Source organism: Desulfovibrio sp. ZJ746 (assembly GCF_011039155.1).
In the GTDB taxonomy this organism is placed as follows: domain Bacteria; phylum Desulfobacterota; class Desulfovibrionia; order Desulfovibrionales; family Desulfovibrionaceae; genus Desulfovibrio.
Genome location: NZ_JAAKEK010000001.1, coordinates 711,223 through 727,130 on the forward strand (window position 1 = coordinate 711,223; position 15,908 = coordinate 727,130).

A 15,908-nucleotide genomic window follows, 5' to 3' on the forward strand; every position below is an offset into this window, starting at 1 on the left:
TGCCGTCAGGCCTCGATTTCGCGCGCCTTGGCCATGGCCTTGGCCTGCTCCTCAAAGTCCTTGAAGCCGGCCTGGTGCAGGGCGTCGAGCACCGTGTCTTCCCAGCTCCACGTCGCGTAGATGACCGGCTTGTGGAAGGTGGCGCGGAAGTTTTGCAGCTCGGAGCGGTAAAAGTCTTCCTTGGGCGTGTCAAGGTGCTCGCGCAACTGTTCATGGCGCCGCTGCAGCTCGCCCTCGTACCACTCCTGGATGTCCTGCGGCTCGGTGTACTTCTTGAGGATGTGCCCGTAGCCCGAATTTTCCATGAGCTCGGAAAGGCGCTTGTGGTGCTGCCGCGTGAGCCACTTGCCGAGCTCCGAGGTCGGGATCTTCTCTTCCTCCACCGTGTTGATGTCGAACACGGTCTGGTAATAGGTGTCGGGCACCACCGAGGCCGACGTGATGCCGGCAATCGCCACGAGCCCGCGCAAAATGACGCTGTTGGACACGCCCTGGCCGCAGAAGCCCACCTTCTTGCAATACTTCTGCCCGGTGAAGATGCTGACAAGGATGGCCCACACAACGGCAGGGTCTTCCTCGTCATAGATGTGCGAAAGGCGCGAGTTGTCGCGGTCTGTGGCGAGCACCATCTGGGTCATGTCGTTGGAGCCGATGGAGAAGCCGTCAAACTCGCTGATGAACTGCTTGGCGAGGATGGCGTTGGAGGGGAGCTCGGACATGAGGATGATCTTGAGGCCGTCCTGCCCGCTCTTGAGCTTGTGCACCTGCTCGAGATAGCAGCGCATGGAGCGGCCTTCCTCCAGCGTGCGCACGAAGGGCAGCATGATGCGCAGGTTGCTTCCGCCATAGACGCCGCGCGCCAGCTTGAAGGCCTCGATCTCCCAGTCATGGATATTGCGCGAAACGCCCCGGTAGCCGAGCATGGGGTTGGCTTCCTGATGCTCGAAGAGGTTGCCGCCCAAGAGATTGCGGTATTCGTTGCTCTTGAAGTCCGTGGTGCGGTAGGTGATGGGCTTGCCGTAGAAGGCCATGGCGAAGAGCGCCAGGTTCTGCGCGAGCGTCTGGACGTAGTGCTCCTTGCCGGTGCGGAAGCCGCGCGACTTGATGATGGCGCGGATCTTTTCGGGCAGGTTGCGGATGTCGTCCATCTCCTTCTTGAGGCCGGAGCGCAGGCTCACCTCCTCGCGCAGGTGGCGGATATTCTCAAGCACGCGCACCACGCTCGGGAGCTCCCTGACGCGCTCGATATGCGCCTCCACGCTGGCCTCGATCTCGGCGGCGCGCTTGGGCGCCTCCGGGTCGGAGGGCGAAAGCAGGGCCAGCTCGTCGTCATAGCCCATGATGATGCGCACATGGTCGGCCAGGTTGGCCGAGGTCTTGAGCACCTCGATGCGGCGCGAGGCCATTTCCATATGCTGGTCGAGCTTGTGGTCGAGCTCGCGCATCTTGCGGTGCTGGAGCAGGATCTCGTCCGGGGTGAGGTTCTTGTCCGTCTCGGCAAGCGCGTTGAGCTGCGCGGAAAGGCCGGTAATCTCGCCCACATATTCGCGAAGGTTGAAATTGAAGACGATGAGCCCGGCGGCCATCTGCTCGCGCAGGATCTTGGAGAGGCGGTTTTCCAGCTCCTTGAGCTTGGCGGAGACCACCACGTCGAGCTCGCCGTTGTCAAAGGCTTCCAGCGCCTGCGGGTGGATGCCGATATTGCCGAGCATGAATTCGGCGCGCAAAAGGCCGACCTCGAACTGCGGATAGTCGCGCAGCCGCGAGAGGAAGAGCGCCTGCCCCACATCGGCGAGCACGAGGCCCACCTTGGTCTTGGTGACGGGCAAAAGCGCGATGTCCATCTCGCCGCCCACCTGGTGCAGGGGCAGAAGCCCGCGATAGACGCGGCCGCGCGTGCCGTCCACCGTCACTTCGGAGCCGTCCAGCGCGCGGAGCACTTCCACCCGCTGGATGCCGATGACCGCCGCGATGCCGAGCTCGCGGGAGGTGATGGCCGCGTGGCTCGTGTCGCCGCCCACATCGGCCATGATGGCCGAGGCCACGCGCATGCCGGGCACCATGTCCGGGTCGGTGCGCTCGGCGGCGAGCACGTCGCCCTTGTTGACCTTGTTGAGCTCAAGGGCGGAGCGCAAAAAGCGCACGGTGCCCTGCCCGGCGCCACGGGAGGCGCCATTGCCCTCCACCAAAATCTCGGCCTGCGCCGCCGCCTTGGGGTCCACCTCCATGCGGCGCATGAAGATGGTGGTGGGGTGCAGCTCGAGCTCCTCGTTCCAGCGGGTCTCGGGCCGCGCCTGCACGAACCAGAGCTTGTCGTTGGCGTCGATGCAGAATTCCGTGTCCATGATCATGCCGCCATAGGCGCGGCTCACGGCGCGCACGCCCTTGGCCACGCGCTCGGCCTGGCTCAGCGACAGGGCCCAGCGCAGGGCTTCCAGCTCGGGCACGGGCACCTCGCGCGTGCCGCCCTTCTCGTCATAGACGATCTTCATGTCCTTGCAGCCCATCTGGCGGATAACCACCTCGCTGCCGTCGTCCCGCTGGAAGACATAGAGCTTGTCGGGCGTCACCTTGCCGCCGACCACGGCCTCGCCGAGGCCGTAGCTCGCGTCGATGCTGACGAGATCCTTGCGGTTGGTGCCGCGGCAGCCGGTGGCCGTGTCCGCGGAGAAGGCCGTGCCGGAAATGACCGGGTTGATCATCTGCATCATGCAGACGGAGAGGGACGTGTTTTCAATGGCCCACTCTTTCTTGGCCGTCTCGGCGATTGCGTCGTCGCCCGTTTCCTCGGCCTTGGCGAGGGCGTCCAGGATGGCCTCGCGGCGATAGGTCATGGAGCGGAGATTATAGGCCGAGGCGCAGTCCCAGTGGTAGGCCTCCACCACATGGTCGGGGCCGACCATGTTGAGATAGGTGTCCTGCAGGCCGGCAAAGGCTTTCTTGCGCGAGTCCTCGCCGGCGGCGGACGAGCGCACGGCGACAGGCGTCATGTCGTCGCCGTTTTCCTCGCAGATGGCCTTGTAGGCGCCGCGCACGGCTTCGTCGACCTCGGGCGGCAGGTCCACGGAAAGGATGGCGGCCTGCACGAGCACCGAGCGCTTGCGGAGCTGGTCGATGCCTTCGGGCGACGTGGCGAAGCCCTCGACGATATTGTTGATGAAGGTGCGCAGCTTGGTGTGCGCCTCCTCGCCGGAGGCCTTGGCCGCGTCATGGGCCTGCTTGCCGAGCTGGCGCACGAATTTCTGCAGGAAATCGGGGTCGCCGTTGATCTCCGGGTCCAGCCAGTCGATGCGGCCGTATTCCTTGTCCACCACGGCGCGGACGATGCGGCCATTCACCTTGGTCTCGTCGAGCAGGCGGTGGAACGCGAGGGACGAGATGGCGCGGAAATGCGGCGCCTGGATGCCGTCTATCTGGCTGATGAGGGCCGTATTGTAGTTTTTGCCGCCAACAAGGAGTTCAGCATCCGGGCCGAGCCCAACGATGTCGGCGCCGGTGAGGACGAGCTTTTTTTCAACCGCTTCGTTGGAACTGGTTTTGGACTTGGAATGCGTGGCTTTGGCAGTCTTGGCCATGACTTCCTCCGTGTTGGAAAACTCGCTGGAGATAGCACCAAGGATATACGCCCATGGACGAACTGTCCACAAAAACCCGGGGTTGCCCGGGGCTTTCCCGGAGCTTCTGCTAAAAGCGCCCGCCTTTTCGGGCGGGCGCCTTCATGTTCAATTGCCGGCCTCCTCTGTGGCGAGCGCGGTGCCGCAGGAGGGGCAGAAGCGCATGGACTCCGCCGGGATGGGCTGGCCGCAGGCCTCATTGGGGCAGAGGCGCGGCACGGGGCCCAGTTCCACGATGAGCTCGCCCTCGTGCACCGAGACCATCTGCTTGCTCTCCTTGAAGTCCGCCGTCTTGAGCACGCGTTTCACGATGCCGTCCACCGGCGCGAGCACCGCCTTCTCCTGCTTCATGATGGAGACGTTGAAGAGCTCCTCTCCGGTCTTCACCACATCGCCCGGGTGCACATACATGACCCACAGGTCGCCGTTGCTCGGCGAAGCCACCTCATAGGGGTCGTTGGGGTCGGCCATGGGTACGCCCTGCCCCTTCTGGGCGGCGGGCTCGGCCACCTGCACCTCGCAGCTCATGAATTCCGAGTCGAGCACGTAGCGGCAGATGGCCATGCCCGCATCATTGGGCCGCGAAATGCTGAGCAAAAGCAGGTGGTGCGGCTTGCCGCTCGTATCCGTGAAGTTGAGGTCCTGCCCCACCTTCATGCCCTCAAACCACACATCGAGCGGCAAATTGTTGGGGTCGCCATACTTGGCGCGGAACTGGATGGTCTTGAGCGCGTCCGCGGGATGGTTCAAGTAAAGGATGAACTCTTCCGCATTGGGCGGCCGCTTGAGGATCTCGGCGCAGGCCCGCTCTTCGGCGGCGAGATTGGTGTCTTCCAGCGACTCCAGCGGCGAGGCTTCCGTCCTGGCGGCGATGGCGGCCTTCCAGTCCGCGCCGAAGGCGCTTTCATAGACCCAGTCCGCGGGAAAGCCCAGGGGGAGCTTACCGAACTTGCCCAAAAGCAGGTTGCGGAAGGCGTCGTTGCAGTCCTGATAGATGGAGAGGCGCGCCCGCCGCATCTCGGGCGAGAGCTCGTCCTCCGGCGTGCGCGTCACCTCGCCGAGCACTTCGAGGAGATAGCGCACCTCCTCCTCTCCGCCGCGCTTCCACGCGCCGGTCACGGCCAGAAAGGCCGTGTTCCACGTGATCTGCGAGCCCGGCGTCACATCGTGGTAGCGCACGATCTGCCGGCTGCCCTCCAGGAACTTGAGCATGTAGGGCAGAAGGTGGATGTAGCCCTGCTTCATGGCGCCCTCCTGCGAGGAGGAGGTGGCGCCGCCCGGCATGCCGTGCAGGGTCACGTCGTGGTCGATGCCCTGAAAGTACGGCGCGCAATAACGGTCATAATAGGGCATGATCTGCTTGCAGACGAAGTTGGCGTCGCGGATGGCCTCCTTGTTCAGGTGGCACTTGAGGCCCAGTTCGTCCTCCAGATAGGCCATGGTGGACAGCACGTCGCCCTGCCCGTAGGAGCGCACGGCAGCGCCCAGCCCCACGTCGAGGATATGCGCGCCCGCCTTGGCCGCGGCGCCCACGGCCGGCACGAAGAGGCCGTCTGTATAGTGGCGGTGGTAATGCAGGACGAGGTCGGGCCATTCCTTGCGCAGGGCCGTGACGAGCTCGGTCATGAACCTCGGCGGGCACACGCCGGCCATGTCCTTGAGGCCGAGGATGATGTTGCGCGACGCCACCCTCTGGTCCACGCCCATGATGTCCGCCGACATGTCGATCATGGCGCGCGCCACATCGAGATAGTGCGGCACGTCGAAGCCCTTGGTCCACGAGAGGGAAACGGCCGGCTCGAAGATGACATCCTTGCGCGAGAGCACCACCTCGGCGAGCGGCCGCATGTTCTCCACATGGTTGAGGAAGTCGAAGCAGCGCACCACCTGGTAACAGTCGCAGATCATCTCGCCGGTGGCGCGCATGAGGTTGCGCGGCTGCGGCGTGTAGCCGAGCACGTTGGTGGAGCGCACGAGGAGCTGCTTGAAGGTCTTGGGCGCGAACTGGTTCCACTCCCGCGCTTCGGTGAAGGGGTAGGTCATGTTGCCGAGCATGGCCACATGGAAGTGCGCGCCGCCGCCGTTCTCGATGGAGAAATAGCCCACGTTGTCAAGATAGGGGCCGATGAGGCGGTCTTCGGCGAGGCGGAAGCGGTTGCCGGAATTGGATTGCGTGAAGTCGCGCGGCGTGGTGTCCGTGAAGTGGATGTAATCCGAGTCGCGGATATAGTCGAGGGTGGCCAGCCGGTCGCCATGCGGATAGGGCGAGGGCCGGCGCCGCACCGAGGGGCTGATGGGCGGCAGCACCGGCGCGAAGGGCCCGAGGGCCGGCGTCGTGATGGAGCGGTATTCGCCGAGCTGGACATACGGGTTGTAGCCCTTGGCCGAGATCTCGGCCACGAGCCTCGCGAGCCGCTCCCCTTCCGGCGCGAGGTCGGTATAGAGCATGAGCTCGGGGTGGTCGGCGATGAAGTTGGTGTTGATCCGCCCGCGGCGGAATTCAGGTTGCTTGATGACCTTGCGGAAGAAGGGGATGGTCGTCTTGATGCCGCCGATGACATATTCGCTGAGGGCGCGGTCCATGATGCCGAGCGTCTTTTCCCAGTCATGGGAAAAGGCGATGAGCAGCGAGCCCGCGGAATCGTAGTTGGCCGGGAACTCGTAACCCGCGCTGATGTTGGAGTCGAGGCGCACGCCCGGGCCGCCGGGCGACACATAGCGGGAGATGAGGCCAGAATTGGGCGCGAAATTGTCCTGCGGGTTCTCGCAGTTGATGCGCACCTGCATGGCGCTGTAGGTGGGCAGAAGCTCGGACTCGCGATAGCGCAGCTCCGCGCCGAAGGCCACGGCGATCTGCTCCTCCACGAGGTCGATGCCGTAACGGCATTCGGTAATGCCGTGCTCCACCTGAAGGCGGGTGTTGACCTCGATAAGATAGGGCTCGCCGTCAGGCGTGATGAGAAATTCCACCGTGGCGAGCGAATGGTAACCCACGTCCCGCACCAGGCGGCGGGCGTAGTCTTTCAGGCGTTCGCGCAGCTCCGGCGTCACCCCCGGCCACGGCGAGGGCGTGATCTCGATGAGTTTCTGGTGGTTGCGCTGCACCGTGCAGTCGCGTTCGTCAAAGGCGAAGACATTGCCGTACATGTCGGCGATGACCTGGATCTCGATATGGCGAACGTCTGCGAGGAATTTCTCCACAAAGAGGCGGGGGTTGCCGAAGGAGGCCTGGGCCATGGAGGAAGCCTTGAAAAAGGCGTCCTCCAGCTCGGCCTCGTTGTGGATGGCGAATATGCCGCGGCCCCCGCCGCCGCCCTCGGCCTTGAGCATGATGGGAAGCCCGATCTCCTTGATGAGCTGGCGGGCAGTGGCGATGTCCACCGCGCCGTCCGAGCCCGGGACCACGGGGATGCCCAGCTTGCGCGCCACGGCGCGCGCCTGCACCTTGTTGCCCAAAAGGTTCATGGCCTCGGCGGTGGCGCCGATGAAGGTGATGCCGGCTTCCTTGCAGCGCTGGGGAAAGCGCGTGTCCTCCGAGGCGAAGCCCCAGCCCGGGTGGATGCCCACCACCCCGCGGCGCTTGGCCTTGTCGATGATGGCGTCGATGTCGAGGTAGGCGCGGGGCTCGTCCCCGAGAAGGATGAGCTCCTGCGCGGTGGCCGCGGCCGGCGCGGTCTTGTCCACGTCGGTGGCGGTCATGGCGGCGACGGCGTCAAAACGTTCGCGGATGGAGCGGCAGATACGCCGGGCCGGGATGCCCCGGTTTGCCACGAGTATGACCTTGCCCTTGAGAAATTCCTGCACATCGGCGAATGTTTTTCTGCCCATCCCTTTCCCTCTGTTTCCTTGCGGGCCGGCCTTGATTTGTTTGGCTGCGCCGCGCTCACGCGGGCCGCAGGCTGCCGCCCGTACACTCCATCGCGCCCTGCTCCGTTTCCAGGCGTAAGGCCCCCGAGGGCCATAGTCCGGCCAGCCGGCCATTCAGCACCGCTTGGCCGTCCGTGACCGTCACCGTTCTCCCCCGCCAGAGGAGGAGCGCCTCGGCGCGCCCGCGCCACGTGCGGGCAAAAATGCGCGCGTCAATGTACGCGGAAAGCATGTGACTTACAAGGCGCGTCCACAACCCGGGCGCCGGCGGCACCGGGGCGCCCTTGCGGCTTTCGGCAAGCGATGTGGCCGCAAGGGCCGCTTCGGCCCGCAGGGCGTCCACCGGCGGATGCGAAAGCACGTTGACGCCAATGCCCGCCAAAAGGACGCCAGCCCGCTCCTCTAGCAGGATACCGGCCACCTTGCGCGGTGTGTCCCCGCCGATGAGAACCAAATCATTGGGCCACTTGATGCGTACCTGCCAGCCGAGCGCCGCCAGCGCTTCCGCCGCGAGCAGGCCCACCGCCGCCGCGGCCGCGCCGTCGTCGAAGGGGGGCGACACCGGGAGCCTGAGGGCCGCATAGATATTGCCCGGTGGCGAAGACCAGTGGCGCCGCAACTGGCCGCGGCCCGCTGTCTGGCTGGCCGCAAGCACGCTTGCCCAGATGCCGAGCCGGCCATCGGAGGCCAGTTCCATGGCCGTGTCGAGCGCGGACGATACCTCGGCGAAGGCAAAGATTTCCGGCCGGGGCCGGTCTCGGGCTTCGGGTCGTGTCGCCCCGTTCATGGCGCGGTCGCGGCTTCCGCCGCCTCCGTGAGGGCGGCACAGAGCGCGTCCATACCGGGCCCGTGGTCGAGCCCGGCAAGATGGCCCATGCCGTGCGCCAGCAGGCGCAAGAGGTGTTCGCTGGGCTCCTGCCCGTAGAGCAGGCATTCCCGGTCAAGGGTGTCCAGCGAAAGCAGGAGCGTCCCCGGCATGGCGTCGCCACCAGGGAAGGAGAGCACGTTGGTCGGCCCTGTGCAGCCCATGTGCCGCATATTGGCGCGGGCCATGGCCGCATCGGTGACGAGATAGAGCTCGACGCCCGCAAGCGGGCGCCCGTGGGCAGCCGCCGCGGCGCACATGGCCCAAAGCGCCCCCCGCAACTCGCGCCTCGCCAGTGGCGAACGCCAGATGGCGCCGCCATGCCGGCAGAAGACCGCGGGCTGGGGATCCTGTCCGCTGCCCCCCACTTCCGCAAGCGCCCCGGGGTCAGAGCGCAATGGGCTCGTCCCCGATCATGGACGGCGACTCGCGCGGAGGCGTGGGCGCGGCCGCTTCCGGCTGTTTCTGGGCCTCGCGGCCATTGGCGGGGCGGGCGCCCTCCCCGGCCGGGGCGTGCTTCCCCTCCTTGGGCGCTTCGGGCTTGCGGGCGCCGTCCTGCGCGGGCTTCTTGGCGTCCGGGTAGGTGATGCGCTGATGGAAGATGCCGGTCAGGATGCGCTGGAAATTCTCGCTCAGGTAGTGCAGATCCTTGAAGGTGAGCTCGGATTCGTCGAGCTGCCCCTCGGCGAAGATGCCCTTGATGATGGCGTCGATATGGCTCTTGATGCGGGCCGGGGTCGGGTCGGTGAGGGTGCGGCTGCTCGCCTCCACGGAGTCGGCCAGCATGAGGATGGCGGCTTCCTTGGTCTGCGGGCGCGGGCCCGGATAGCTGAAATCCGCTTCTTGCGGCTTTTCGCCGAGATCAAGGGCTTTCTGGTAAAAATAGCGCATGAGGCGCGTGCCGTGGTGCTGGCGGATGATGTCGCAGATCTCGAGGCCGAGATTGTAGCGCTCCGCAAGCTCGGTGCCCTTCTTGACATGCGAGAGAAGCACGAGCGCGCTCATGGAGGGCGCCAGCTTGTCGTGCTTGTTGGGCGCGCCGAACTGGTTTTCGATGAAATAGTCGGGATAGGTGAGCTTGCCCGCGTCGTGATACAGGGCCGCCACCTTGCAGAGCAGGCTGTTGGCGCCGATGGCCTTGGCCCCGGCCTCCACCATGTTGGCCACCACCAGCGAGTGGTGGTAGGTGCCGGGGATGGTGACCATGATCTCCTGCATGAGCGGCTGCTCGAGGCTCATGAGCTCCATGAGGCGGAAGCGCGTGCTGTAGCCGAAGGCGAGCTCCAGCACCGGGCTCACGGCAAAGAGCAGGATGAGCGAGAGCAGCGAGCTTATGAGCACCGCGATCATCTGGACGGGCATCTGCACGGGCGCCGTCTGCGCAAGCAGGGCCATGCCCGCCCAGACGATGAGCAGCCCGAGCGAGAGCGGCACCACGCTCCAGACCACGTCCTGGCGGTTCTGGGCGCTCGTCACGAGCCATGTGGCGAGCATGCCGCCGAGGAAATAATAGATGAAAAACGCAAAGCTCTCCTGAAACATGAGCATGCAGAAGAACGCGAGCAACAGGCCCATGGTGCAGTAGCGGCGCGCCGCGAAGACCATGGCCACGAGGCCCACGGCGCCGGCCACGGGATAGGCGAGCGCAAAGGCGTTGAGCAGGCTCGGGCTGTCGAGGCGCAGGCCAAGCAGCCAGACGCACTTGGCGCCCACCCCAAAAAGCAGGAGCACAAGGGAAATGAGCAGCATGTCCTTCTTGCGCAGCGGCGTGCCCGGGCGGCCGCTCGGAGCCACGAAGAAGCCGATGGCGAGCAAAAGCGAGCAGAGAAAGGCGCCCGCCGCCGTCTCCCAGCGCATGGGGTCAGCCGCGGAATTGTAGAGCGCCTGCATCTTGATCTGCTGCTCACGGCTCGCGCGCTCGCCCCGGCGCATGACGAGCTCGCCCTTCTGGATCTGGTAATAGACCGGCGCCACCGAGGCCACCACGTCCGCGCCGCGCTTTTGCGTGGCCTCGCGGTTGAGGGTGAGCGAAGCCGGCATGGTGGCCGAGAGGAGGATGTTGATGGCCCGGCGCGACTGCGGGTTGAGCTCGGGCACTTCCCGAAGCTGGGCCGAGATCTCGGCGAGGAAGGACTGGGCATCCGGGAGGGAGCGCACATCCGGCCGCAGAGCCTCGGTGTTGGCGTCCAGATTGCGGAGGATGATGCCCGAATGCCCCACGCGGGCCGCGCGGATGTCCCACACGAGCCCCTCGGCGAGCTGTTCGCGGATCTGGGGCAGGAGTTTTTTCAAAAGATAGGTCTGCACGTCCCGGCGCGAGAGCTCGGGCAGCACCTCGTCCGCCACGGGGGCCGTCACTTCCTCGACGAGGCGCTGGAGCTCCGGCGAAGTGCGGTGGTCGGGGCCGCTGTTGAGCGCCCTCAAGATGTCGAGGATGCGGTTCTGGAACTGGGTATAGGGCTCCATGCTCAGGTCATAGACCGGCGGCTGGAGCGAGAGCACCTGCTTGCGGCGGGCCTTGGTGGCCTGGCTGTCCTCCACGAGGAGGTCGCGGTCGGCGATGACATCGCTTTCCGCCACCTGCCCGGCCACATACAGCCGGTGGGAGGTCTCGAAATTGGCGCCCGCCAGGAGCGAGAGGAAGAGCAGGCAGCCGATGAGGGCCCAGATGCCCCAGCCGCACTTGTGGCGCGCCTTGAGCGCGCGGATGAGCGCCAGTGTGCTAGACGGGCGGGGCGGCTTTTTCTGCTTCGTCATAGGCGCTGACAATGGCTCCGACTAAAGGATGACGCACCACGTCCGCCTTGCTGAAACGGTGGATGGCAAGGCCGGGGACTTGCTGCAGAAGGCCCAGGGCGTGCACGAGGCCGGAACGCGGCCTGTCCGCGCCGGGCTGCGCGGGAAGGTCTATCTGGGTGGCGTCGCCCGTGACCACCATGCGCGAGCCGAAGCCCATACGCGTGAGGAACATCTTCATCTGTTCGCGGGTGGTGTTCTGGGCCTCGTCAAGGATGATGAAGGCGTCGTTGAGCGTGCGCCCGCGCATGAAGGCCAGCGGGGCGATCTCGATGACGCCGCTTTCAAGCATGGCCGCCACCTTGGGCTGCGGCGTCATGTCGTATAGCGCGTCATAGAGCGGCCTGAGGTACGGGTTGACCTTTTCCGCAAGGTCGCCGGGCAAAAAGCCGAGCCTTTCGCCGGCCTCGACCGCCGGCCTCGTCAGCACGATGCGCTTGACGCGGTGCCGCTGGAGCATGGAAAGGGCCATGGCCACGGCGAGATAGGTCTTGCCGGTGCCGGCCGGCCCCACGGCAAAAACGAGTTCGTTGGCGCGCAGAGCCTCGAGATAGGCCTTCTGCGCCACATTGCGGGCCGTGACCGTCTTGCGGGGGGTGCTCACGAAGACGGCGTCGCGGAACACGGCGCCCAGGTTGAGGCCCGGGTCGTTGCGGACCATGGCATAGGCGCGCGTGATGTCCTGCTCGCCCAGCACGAGGCCACCGCGCAGGAGCGCATAGAGCTGGACGAAGACCTGGCAGAGGGCGCGGCGCACGTCAGGGTCGTCGCTCTCCACAAGAACGCTGGCGCCGCGGCTCGTGATGTGCGCGCCGCTCTCTTTGGCCAGCATGTCGAGATGCGCGTTGCGCGGCCCGAACAGCAGGTTGGCGAGCGCGGGATCGTCAAATTCCACGAGCTCCGGCACAGAGGGATACTCAGGCATGTGACGGGATGTAGCCTATTTCCGCCCTGCTGTCCATCATTGGCCTCACGCGGCATGGGCCGCAGCCAATGTGACGACATGGCATGATATGTGCATAAATCCGGGCGAATCCCCGCGCGCGTCGCCGGAACGGCTTTTTCGCCCCCCTCCGGCACTTGGGCGGCAAATATTTCCTGGAGTCCCCATGAGCATTTCCGGCATCGGCAACTACCGCGACGTCCTGTTCCAGTGGCAGGGCCAGCAACTGAAAAGCACCGGCTCCGAGACGGCCAAGAGCTCAGCGGCCAACAGCGTGAGCTCCCTTTTCAGCGGCGCGTCCATGACGAACCAGATCTCGAGCATGGTGGAGCTCACCAAGTATGCCATGGACGCCATGGGCGTCGGCTCCAACAGCCGCGTCACCTTCAGCCAGATCACCCGCTATCGCGAACAACTCCAGAGCGAGTTCAGCCAGGCGGTGAAGGACGGCCTCGCCCAGTCGGGCATCAGCGACCTCTCGGGCCTCAGCTTTGAGCTCGGCAAGGACGGCAATCTCTCCGCCATCGGCGCCAACGCCAACGACCGCAAGGCCGCGCAGGCGTGGCTCGACGCCAACCCGGCCTTGGGCAAGGACTTGCGCGCGGCCCTTGGGGAGGCCGGCGTGGATGCGGAAACGCCCGTGCAGTTCCGCCTGAGCTCCACAGGCCGCATGAGCGTTATCAACACCACGGCCGCGAGCATCCAGTCCGCGCTGGACGGCAAGGCGGAGCTCACGAAAGACCTGCGCGCGGGGCTCTCCAAGCTCGGCGTGTCGCTCGATACGCCGCTGGAATTCGGCTTCGACACCGAGGGCAAGCTCGCGGTAAAGGGCACCCCGGATGCGGGGGCGTCCATCAATCAGTGGCTGGAGGACAATCCCGAACTGGCAGACGCCCTGAAGAAGGAGCTGGAAAAACAGAATGTGGACACTTCCGCGATGAGCCTGCGCCTGGGCGCGGAAGGCAGCCTTCAGGTCAGCGTCAGTAATGCGGCCGTCAACGATATCCAGTCCGTGCTCGACCAGAACAGCGCCGCCGGCAAGAAGCTCGCCAGCGGCCTCGACAGCCTGGGCATCGACCCCAATATCAACTTTTCCATCCAAATCGGCGACGACGGCAGCCTCACCGTGGTCAGTGACCACCCCGACCGCGACAAGGTGCAGCGCTTCTTTGACGAAAACCCGGAGCTCGTCAAAAAATACCGCCAGATTGAGACGCTTTCCGGCATCGACGACGCCCGCAAGGCCATGCAGCTCGCACCCTCCGACATGCGCAAGCGCATCCAGATCGAGTCCATGGCCTCCTGGTGGGCAGATTCCGGCAGCGCGAGCTCCTATTTCGGCGCCTATTCCGGCGGCAATCTCTCCGTACTCTCCGGCCTCAACCTCAGCGTCTAAGGGAGCCCGGCTCAGGAGAGCTTCTTGGCGAGCAGCTGGTTGACGAGCGCCGGATTGGCCTTGCCTTTCGTCGCGCGCATCACCTGTCCCACGAAGAAGCTCATGAGCTTGGTCTTGCCGCCCCGATAGGCTTCAGCCTCGGCCGGGTTGGCCGCGATGACGCCGTCCACCGCCCCTGCGAGCTCGCCCGTGTCCGAGATCTGCGCGAGCCCTTTTTCCTTCACATAGGCGTCCGCCATGACGCCGCTCGTAAAGAGCTCGCCAAAGATGTCGGCGGCTATCTTGGCGCTGATGAGTCCATCGTCGATGACGCGCGCGAGCGCCGCGAGCCCTTCCGCCGTCATCTTCCAGACATCCGGGCATTTTTCGGGCGATGGCGCGAGGTTGCGCGCATTGCATTCGCGCAACAGCGGCCCGAGGATAAGGCCGGCCACCTTGCGTGGCTCGGCGCCGGCGCAGGCCTTCTCAAAAAAGTCGGCAAGACCCTTGCCCTGGACCAGCACCTCCACTTCCGCCGCGGGCAGGCCCGTCATCTCCACGAAGCGGCGCGCCCGCTCGCGCGGGAGCTCGGGGAGGGCCGCCTTCCAAGCGGCGAGCTCCTCTTCATCGATGACCACGGGCAAGAGGTCCGGGTCGGGGAAGTAGCGGTAATCCTGCGCCTCCTCCTTGCCGCGCATGGCGAGGGTGACGTTTTTCCCCGCGTCATAGAGCCGCGTTTCCTGCACCACGCTGCCCCCATCCTCAAGGATGTCCTCCTGCCGCGCGATCTCGAACTCGATGGCCCGCTGCACATTGCGGAAGGAATTGAGGTTCTTGAGCTCGGTGCGCGTGCCGAGCCGCGCCTCGCCCACGGGCCGGATTGACACATTGGCGTCGCAGCGGAAGCTCCCCTCCTCCATGTTGCCGTCGCTCACGCCGAGGTAGGTGACGATGCCGTGCAGGGCCTTGAGATAGGCCACGGCCTCCGCCGCGGAGCGCATGTCCGGCTCGGAGACGATCTCCACAAGGGGCGTGCCCGCGCGGTTCAGGTCCACATAGCTCACGTTCTCGGCCGGGGCATGGATGTTCTTGCCGGCGTCGTTCTCCATATGGATGCGCGTGATGCCGATGCGCTTCGGGCCTTCCCCGGCGTCGACCTCAAGCCAGCCGTGCTCGCAAATGGGCAGCTCGAACTGCGAGATCTGGTAGCCGGCCGGGAGGTCGGGATAAAAATAGTTCTTGCGGGCAAAGCGCGAGCTGCGGTTGATGGCGCAGTTGACGGCGAGGCCCACGGTGGCGGCATATTCAATGGCGCGCCGGTTGGGCGAGGGCAGCGCCCCGGGCATGCCCGCGCAGACCTCGCAGACATTGGTATTGGGCGCCTCGCCGAACTTGTTCGGGCAGGAGCAGAAGAGCTTGGAATCCGTGGCGAGCTGGACATGCACCTCCAGCCCGATGACCGCCTCGTACGCACCCATGCGTCATTCCCCTTCGCGGCGCGCCGCAGGGGCGCCCGGCACCTGTGGAGCAGGCGGCGCCCACGCGCCCTCCTCTCCGCATCCATCGGCGTCAAGGGCGAAGCCCCGGACGCGCAACCTTTCAAAAAACCGCACGCCGCCGAGAAAGCGCACTCCGTCGGGCGCACCTGAGATACGGACTTCATCACCGCCCAGGAGCGGCAGCCCCTCCTGCCCGTCCACCGTGAGCCACGCCTCGGTGCAGGTGCCGACGGACACCCGGCACACGCTGACCCCCGGGAGCACCAGCGGCGCCACCGCGCCCGCGCAGGGGCAGATGGGCGTCAGCCCGATGGCGTCCATGCCGGGGAAGATGATGGAGCCGCCCGCGGAAGCGCTGTAGCCTGAGCTCCCCACCGGGCTGCAACACACGAGGCCATCGCAGCGCAGGACGCCCATGGGGCAGCCATCCACCGTCACGCCAAGGCCCATGAGCCGGGCGAGCGCGCCACGGCCCACCACCACGTCATTGATGGCGACGCCCTCGCCAACAAGGCTCCCGCCGCGCATTACCTGCCAGCGCAGGGCAAGGCAGCTGCGCACCGGCGTTTCGGGCGCCAGCGCCGTTTCAAGGCGTTCCTGCCAGTTGGCAGGCTCGGCAGTGGTGAGAAAGCCCACGCGCCCGAAATTGATGCCAAAAAGCGGAATGCCGCTGAAGGCGAAACGGCGCGCCACGCCGAGGATGGTGCCGTCGCCGCCGAGCACGATGACGCAGCGGGCCGGGCGCGGCAGCCCAGCCCCCGCATGCTCCGCGGCGCCCTTACACCCGGCTTCGCCCCCGGACTCGCACAGGCGCGCGCCGAAGCCCCGGGCCTCAAGCCAGGCGACCACCTCGAGGCCCAGGGCGCGCGCCTTGGCATGGCGCGCCTTGAAGACGACGAGCACATCGGGCTGTTCCCCTAAACACATGCGGCTTGATTACGTCATCGGG

General features: G+C 65.8%; 9 protein-coding genes. 1 reads left to right on the forward strand and 8 read right to left on the reverse strand.

Annotation, left to right across the window (positions count from 1 at the left end; translation table 11 throughout):
* Window positions 1–5 precede the first annotated feature (5 nt).
* From G7Y54_RS03225 to G7Y54_RS03250, 6 genes are all read right to left on the reverse strand, one after another.
* The gene (locus G7Y54_RS03225; protein WP_165077205.1) at window positions 6–3,575 is read right to left on the reverse strand and encodes a PEP/pyruvate-binding domain-containing protein; all 3,570 of its coding nucleotides are present in this window, start codon (window positions 3,573–3,575) and stop codon (window positions 6–8) included.
* A 147-nt stretch (window positions 3,576–3,722) separates the two neighbouring features.
* Window positions 3,723–7,442, reverse strand: a complete 3,720-nt coding sequence (locus G7Y54_RS03230) for a pyruvate carboxylase (protein WP_165077208.1) — start codon at window positions 7,440–7,442, stop codon at window positions 3,723–3,725.
* A 55-nt stretch (window positions 7,443–7,497) separates the two neighbouring features.
* The gene (locus tag G7Y54_RS03235) at window positions 7,498–8,268 is read right to left on the reverse strand and encodes a biotin--[acetyl-CoA-carboxylase] ligase (protein ID WP_165077210.1); all 771 of its coding nucleotides are present in this window, start codon (window positions 8,266–8,268) and stop codon (window positions 7,498–7,500) included.
* Window positions 8,265–8,714, reverse strand: a complete 450-nt coding sequence (gene ybeY, locus G7Y54_RS03240) for an rRNA maturation RNase YbeY (protein ID WP_241159364.1) — start codon at window positions 8,712–8,714, stop codon at window positions 8,265–8,267. Before ybeY ends, G7Y54_RS03235 begins: the two co-directional genes overlap by 4 nt.
* Before the next feature lie 19 nt (window positions 8,715–8,733).
* Window positions 8,734–11,103 (reverse strand): HDIG domain-containing metalloprotein, encoded by a 2,370-nt coding sequence (locus G7Y54_RS03245; RefSeq protein ID WP_165077212.1) that lies wholly within the window; start codon window positions 11,101–11,103, stop codon window positions 8,734–8,736.
* The gene (locus tag G7Y54_RS03250; RefSeq protein WP_165077215.1) at window positions 11,069–12,067 is read right to left on the reverse strand and encodes a PhoH family protein; all 999 of its coding nucleotides are present in this window, start codon (window positions 12,065–12,067) and stop codon (window positions 11,069–11,071) included. The genes G7Y54_RS03245 and G7Y54_RS03250 overlap by 35 nt, the downstream gene beginning before the upstream one ends.
* Window positions 12,068–12,251: 184 nt before the next feature.
* Between G7Y54_RS03250 and G7Y54_RS03255 the strand changes: the two genes are divergently transcribed.
* Complete coding sequence (locus G7Y54_RS03255; protein WP_165077217.1) at window positions 12,252–13,481, forward strand: hypothetical protein; 1,230 nt, start codon at window positions 12,252–12,254, stop codon at window positions 13,479–13,481.
* Window positions 13,482–13,492: 11 nt separating this feature from the next.
* On the opposite strand, the gene gatB is transcribed toward G7Y54_RS03255, so the two are convergent.
* The gene (gene gatB / locus G7Y54_RS03260) at window positions 13,493–14,938 is read right to left on the reverse strand and encodes an Asp-tRNA(Asn)/Glu-tRNA(Gln) amidotransferase subunit GatB (RefSeq protein ID WP_165077219.1); all 1,446 of its coding nucleotides are present in this window, start codon (window positions 14,936–14,938) and stop codon (window positions 13,493–13,495) included.
* Window positions 14,939–14,941: 3 nt separating this feature from the next.
* Entirely contained in the window at window positions 14,942–15,886 is a 945-nt protein-coding gene (locus G7Y54_RS03265) for an NAD(+)/NADH kinase (protein WP_165077221.1), read from the reverse strand.
* Window positions 15,887–15,908: the final 22 nt, after the last annotated feature.

Bases quoted from the DNA above. Each gene is read 5' to 3' on its own strand.
- G7Y54_RS03225 (WP_165077205.1), bottom strand. From the start codon at position 3,575: ATGGCCAAGACTGCCAAAGCCACGCATTCCAAGTCCAAAACCAGTTCC.
- G7Y54_RS03230 (WP_165077208.1), bottom strand. From the start codon at position 7,442: ATGGGCAGAAAAACATTCGCCGATGTGCAGGAATTTCTCAAGGGCAAG.
- G7Y54_RS03235 (WP_165077210.1), bottom strand. From the start codon at position 8,268: ATGAACGGGGCGACACGACCCGAAGCCCGAGACCGGCCCCGGCCGGAA.
- G7Y54_RS03245 (WP_165077212.1), bottom strand. From the start codon at position 11,103: ATGACGAAGCAGAAAAAGCCGCCCCGCCCGTCTAGCACACTGGCGCTC.
- G7Y54_RS03250 (WP_165077215.1), bottom strand. From the start codon at position 12,067: ATGCCTGAGTATCCCTCTGTGCCGGAGCTCGTGGAATTTGACGATCCC.
- G7Y54_RS03255 (WP_165077217.1), top strand. From the start codon at position 12,252: ATGAGCATTTCCGGCATCGGCAACTACCGCGACGTCCTGTTCCAGTGG.
- gatB (WP_165077219.1), bottom strand. From the start codon at position 14,938: ATGGGTGCGTACGAGGCGGTCATCGGGCTGGAGGTGCATGTCCAGCTC.
- G7Y54_RS03265 (WP_165077221.1), bottom strand. From the start codon at position 15,886: ATGTGTTTAGGGGAACAGCCCGATGTGCTCGTCGTCTTCAAGGCGCGC.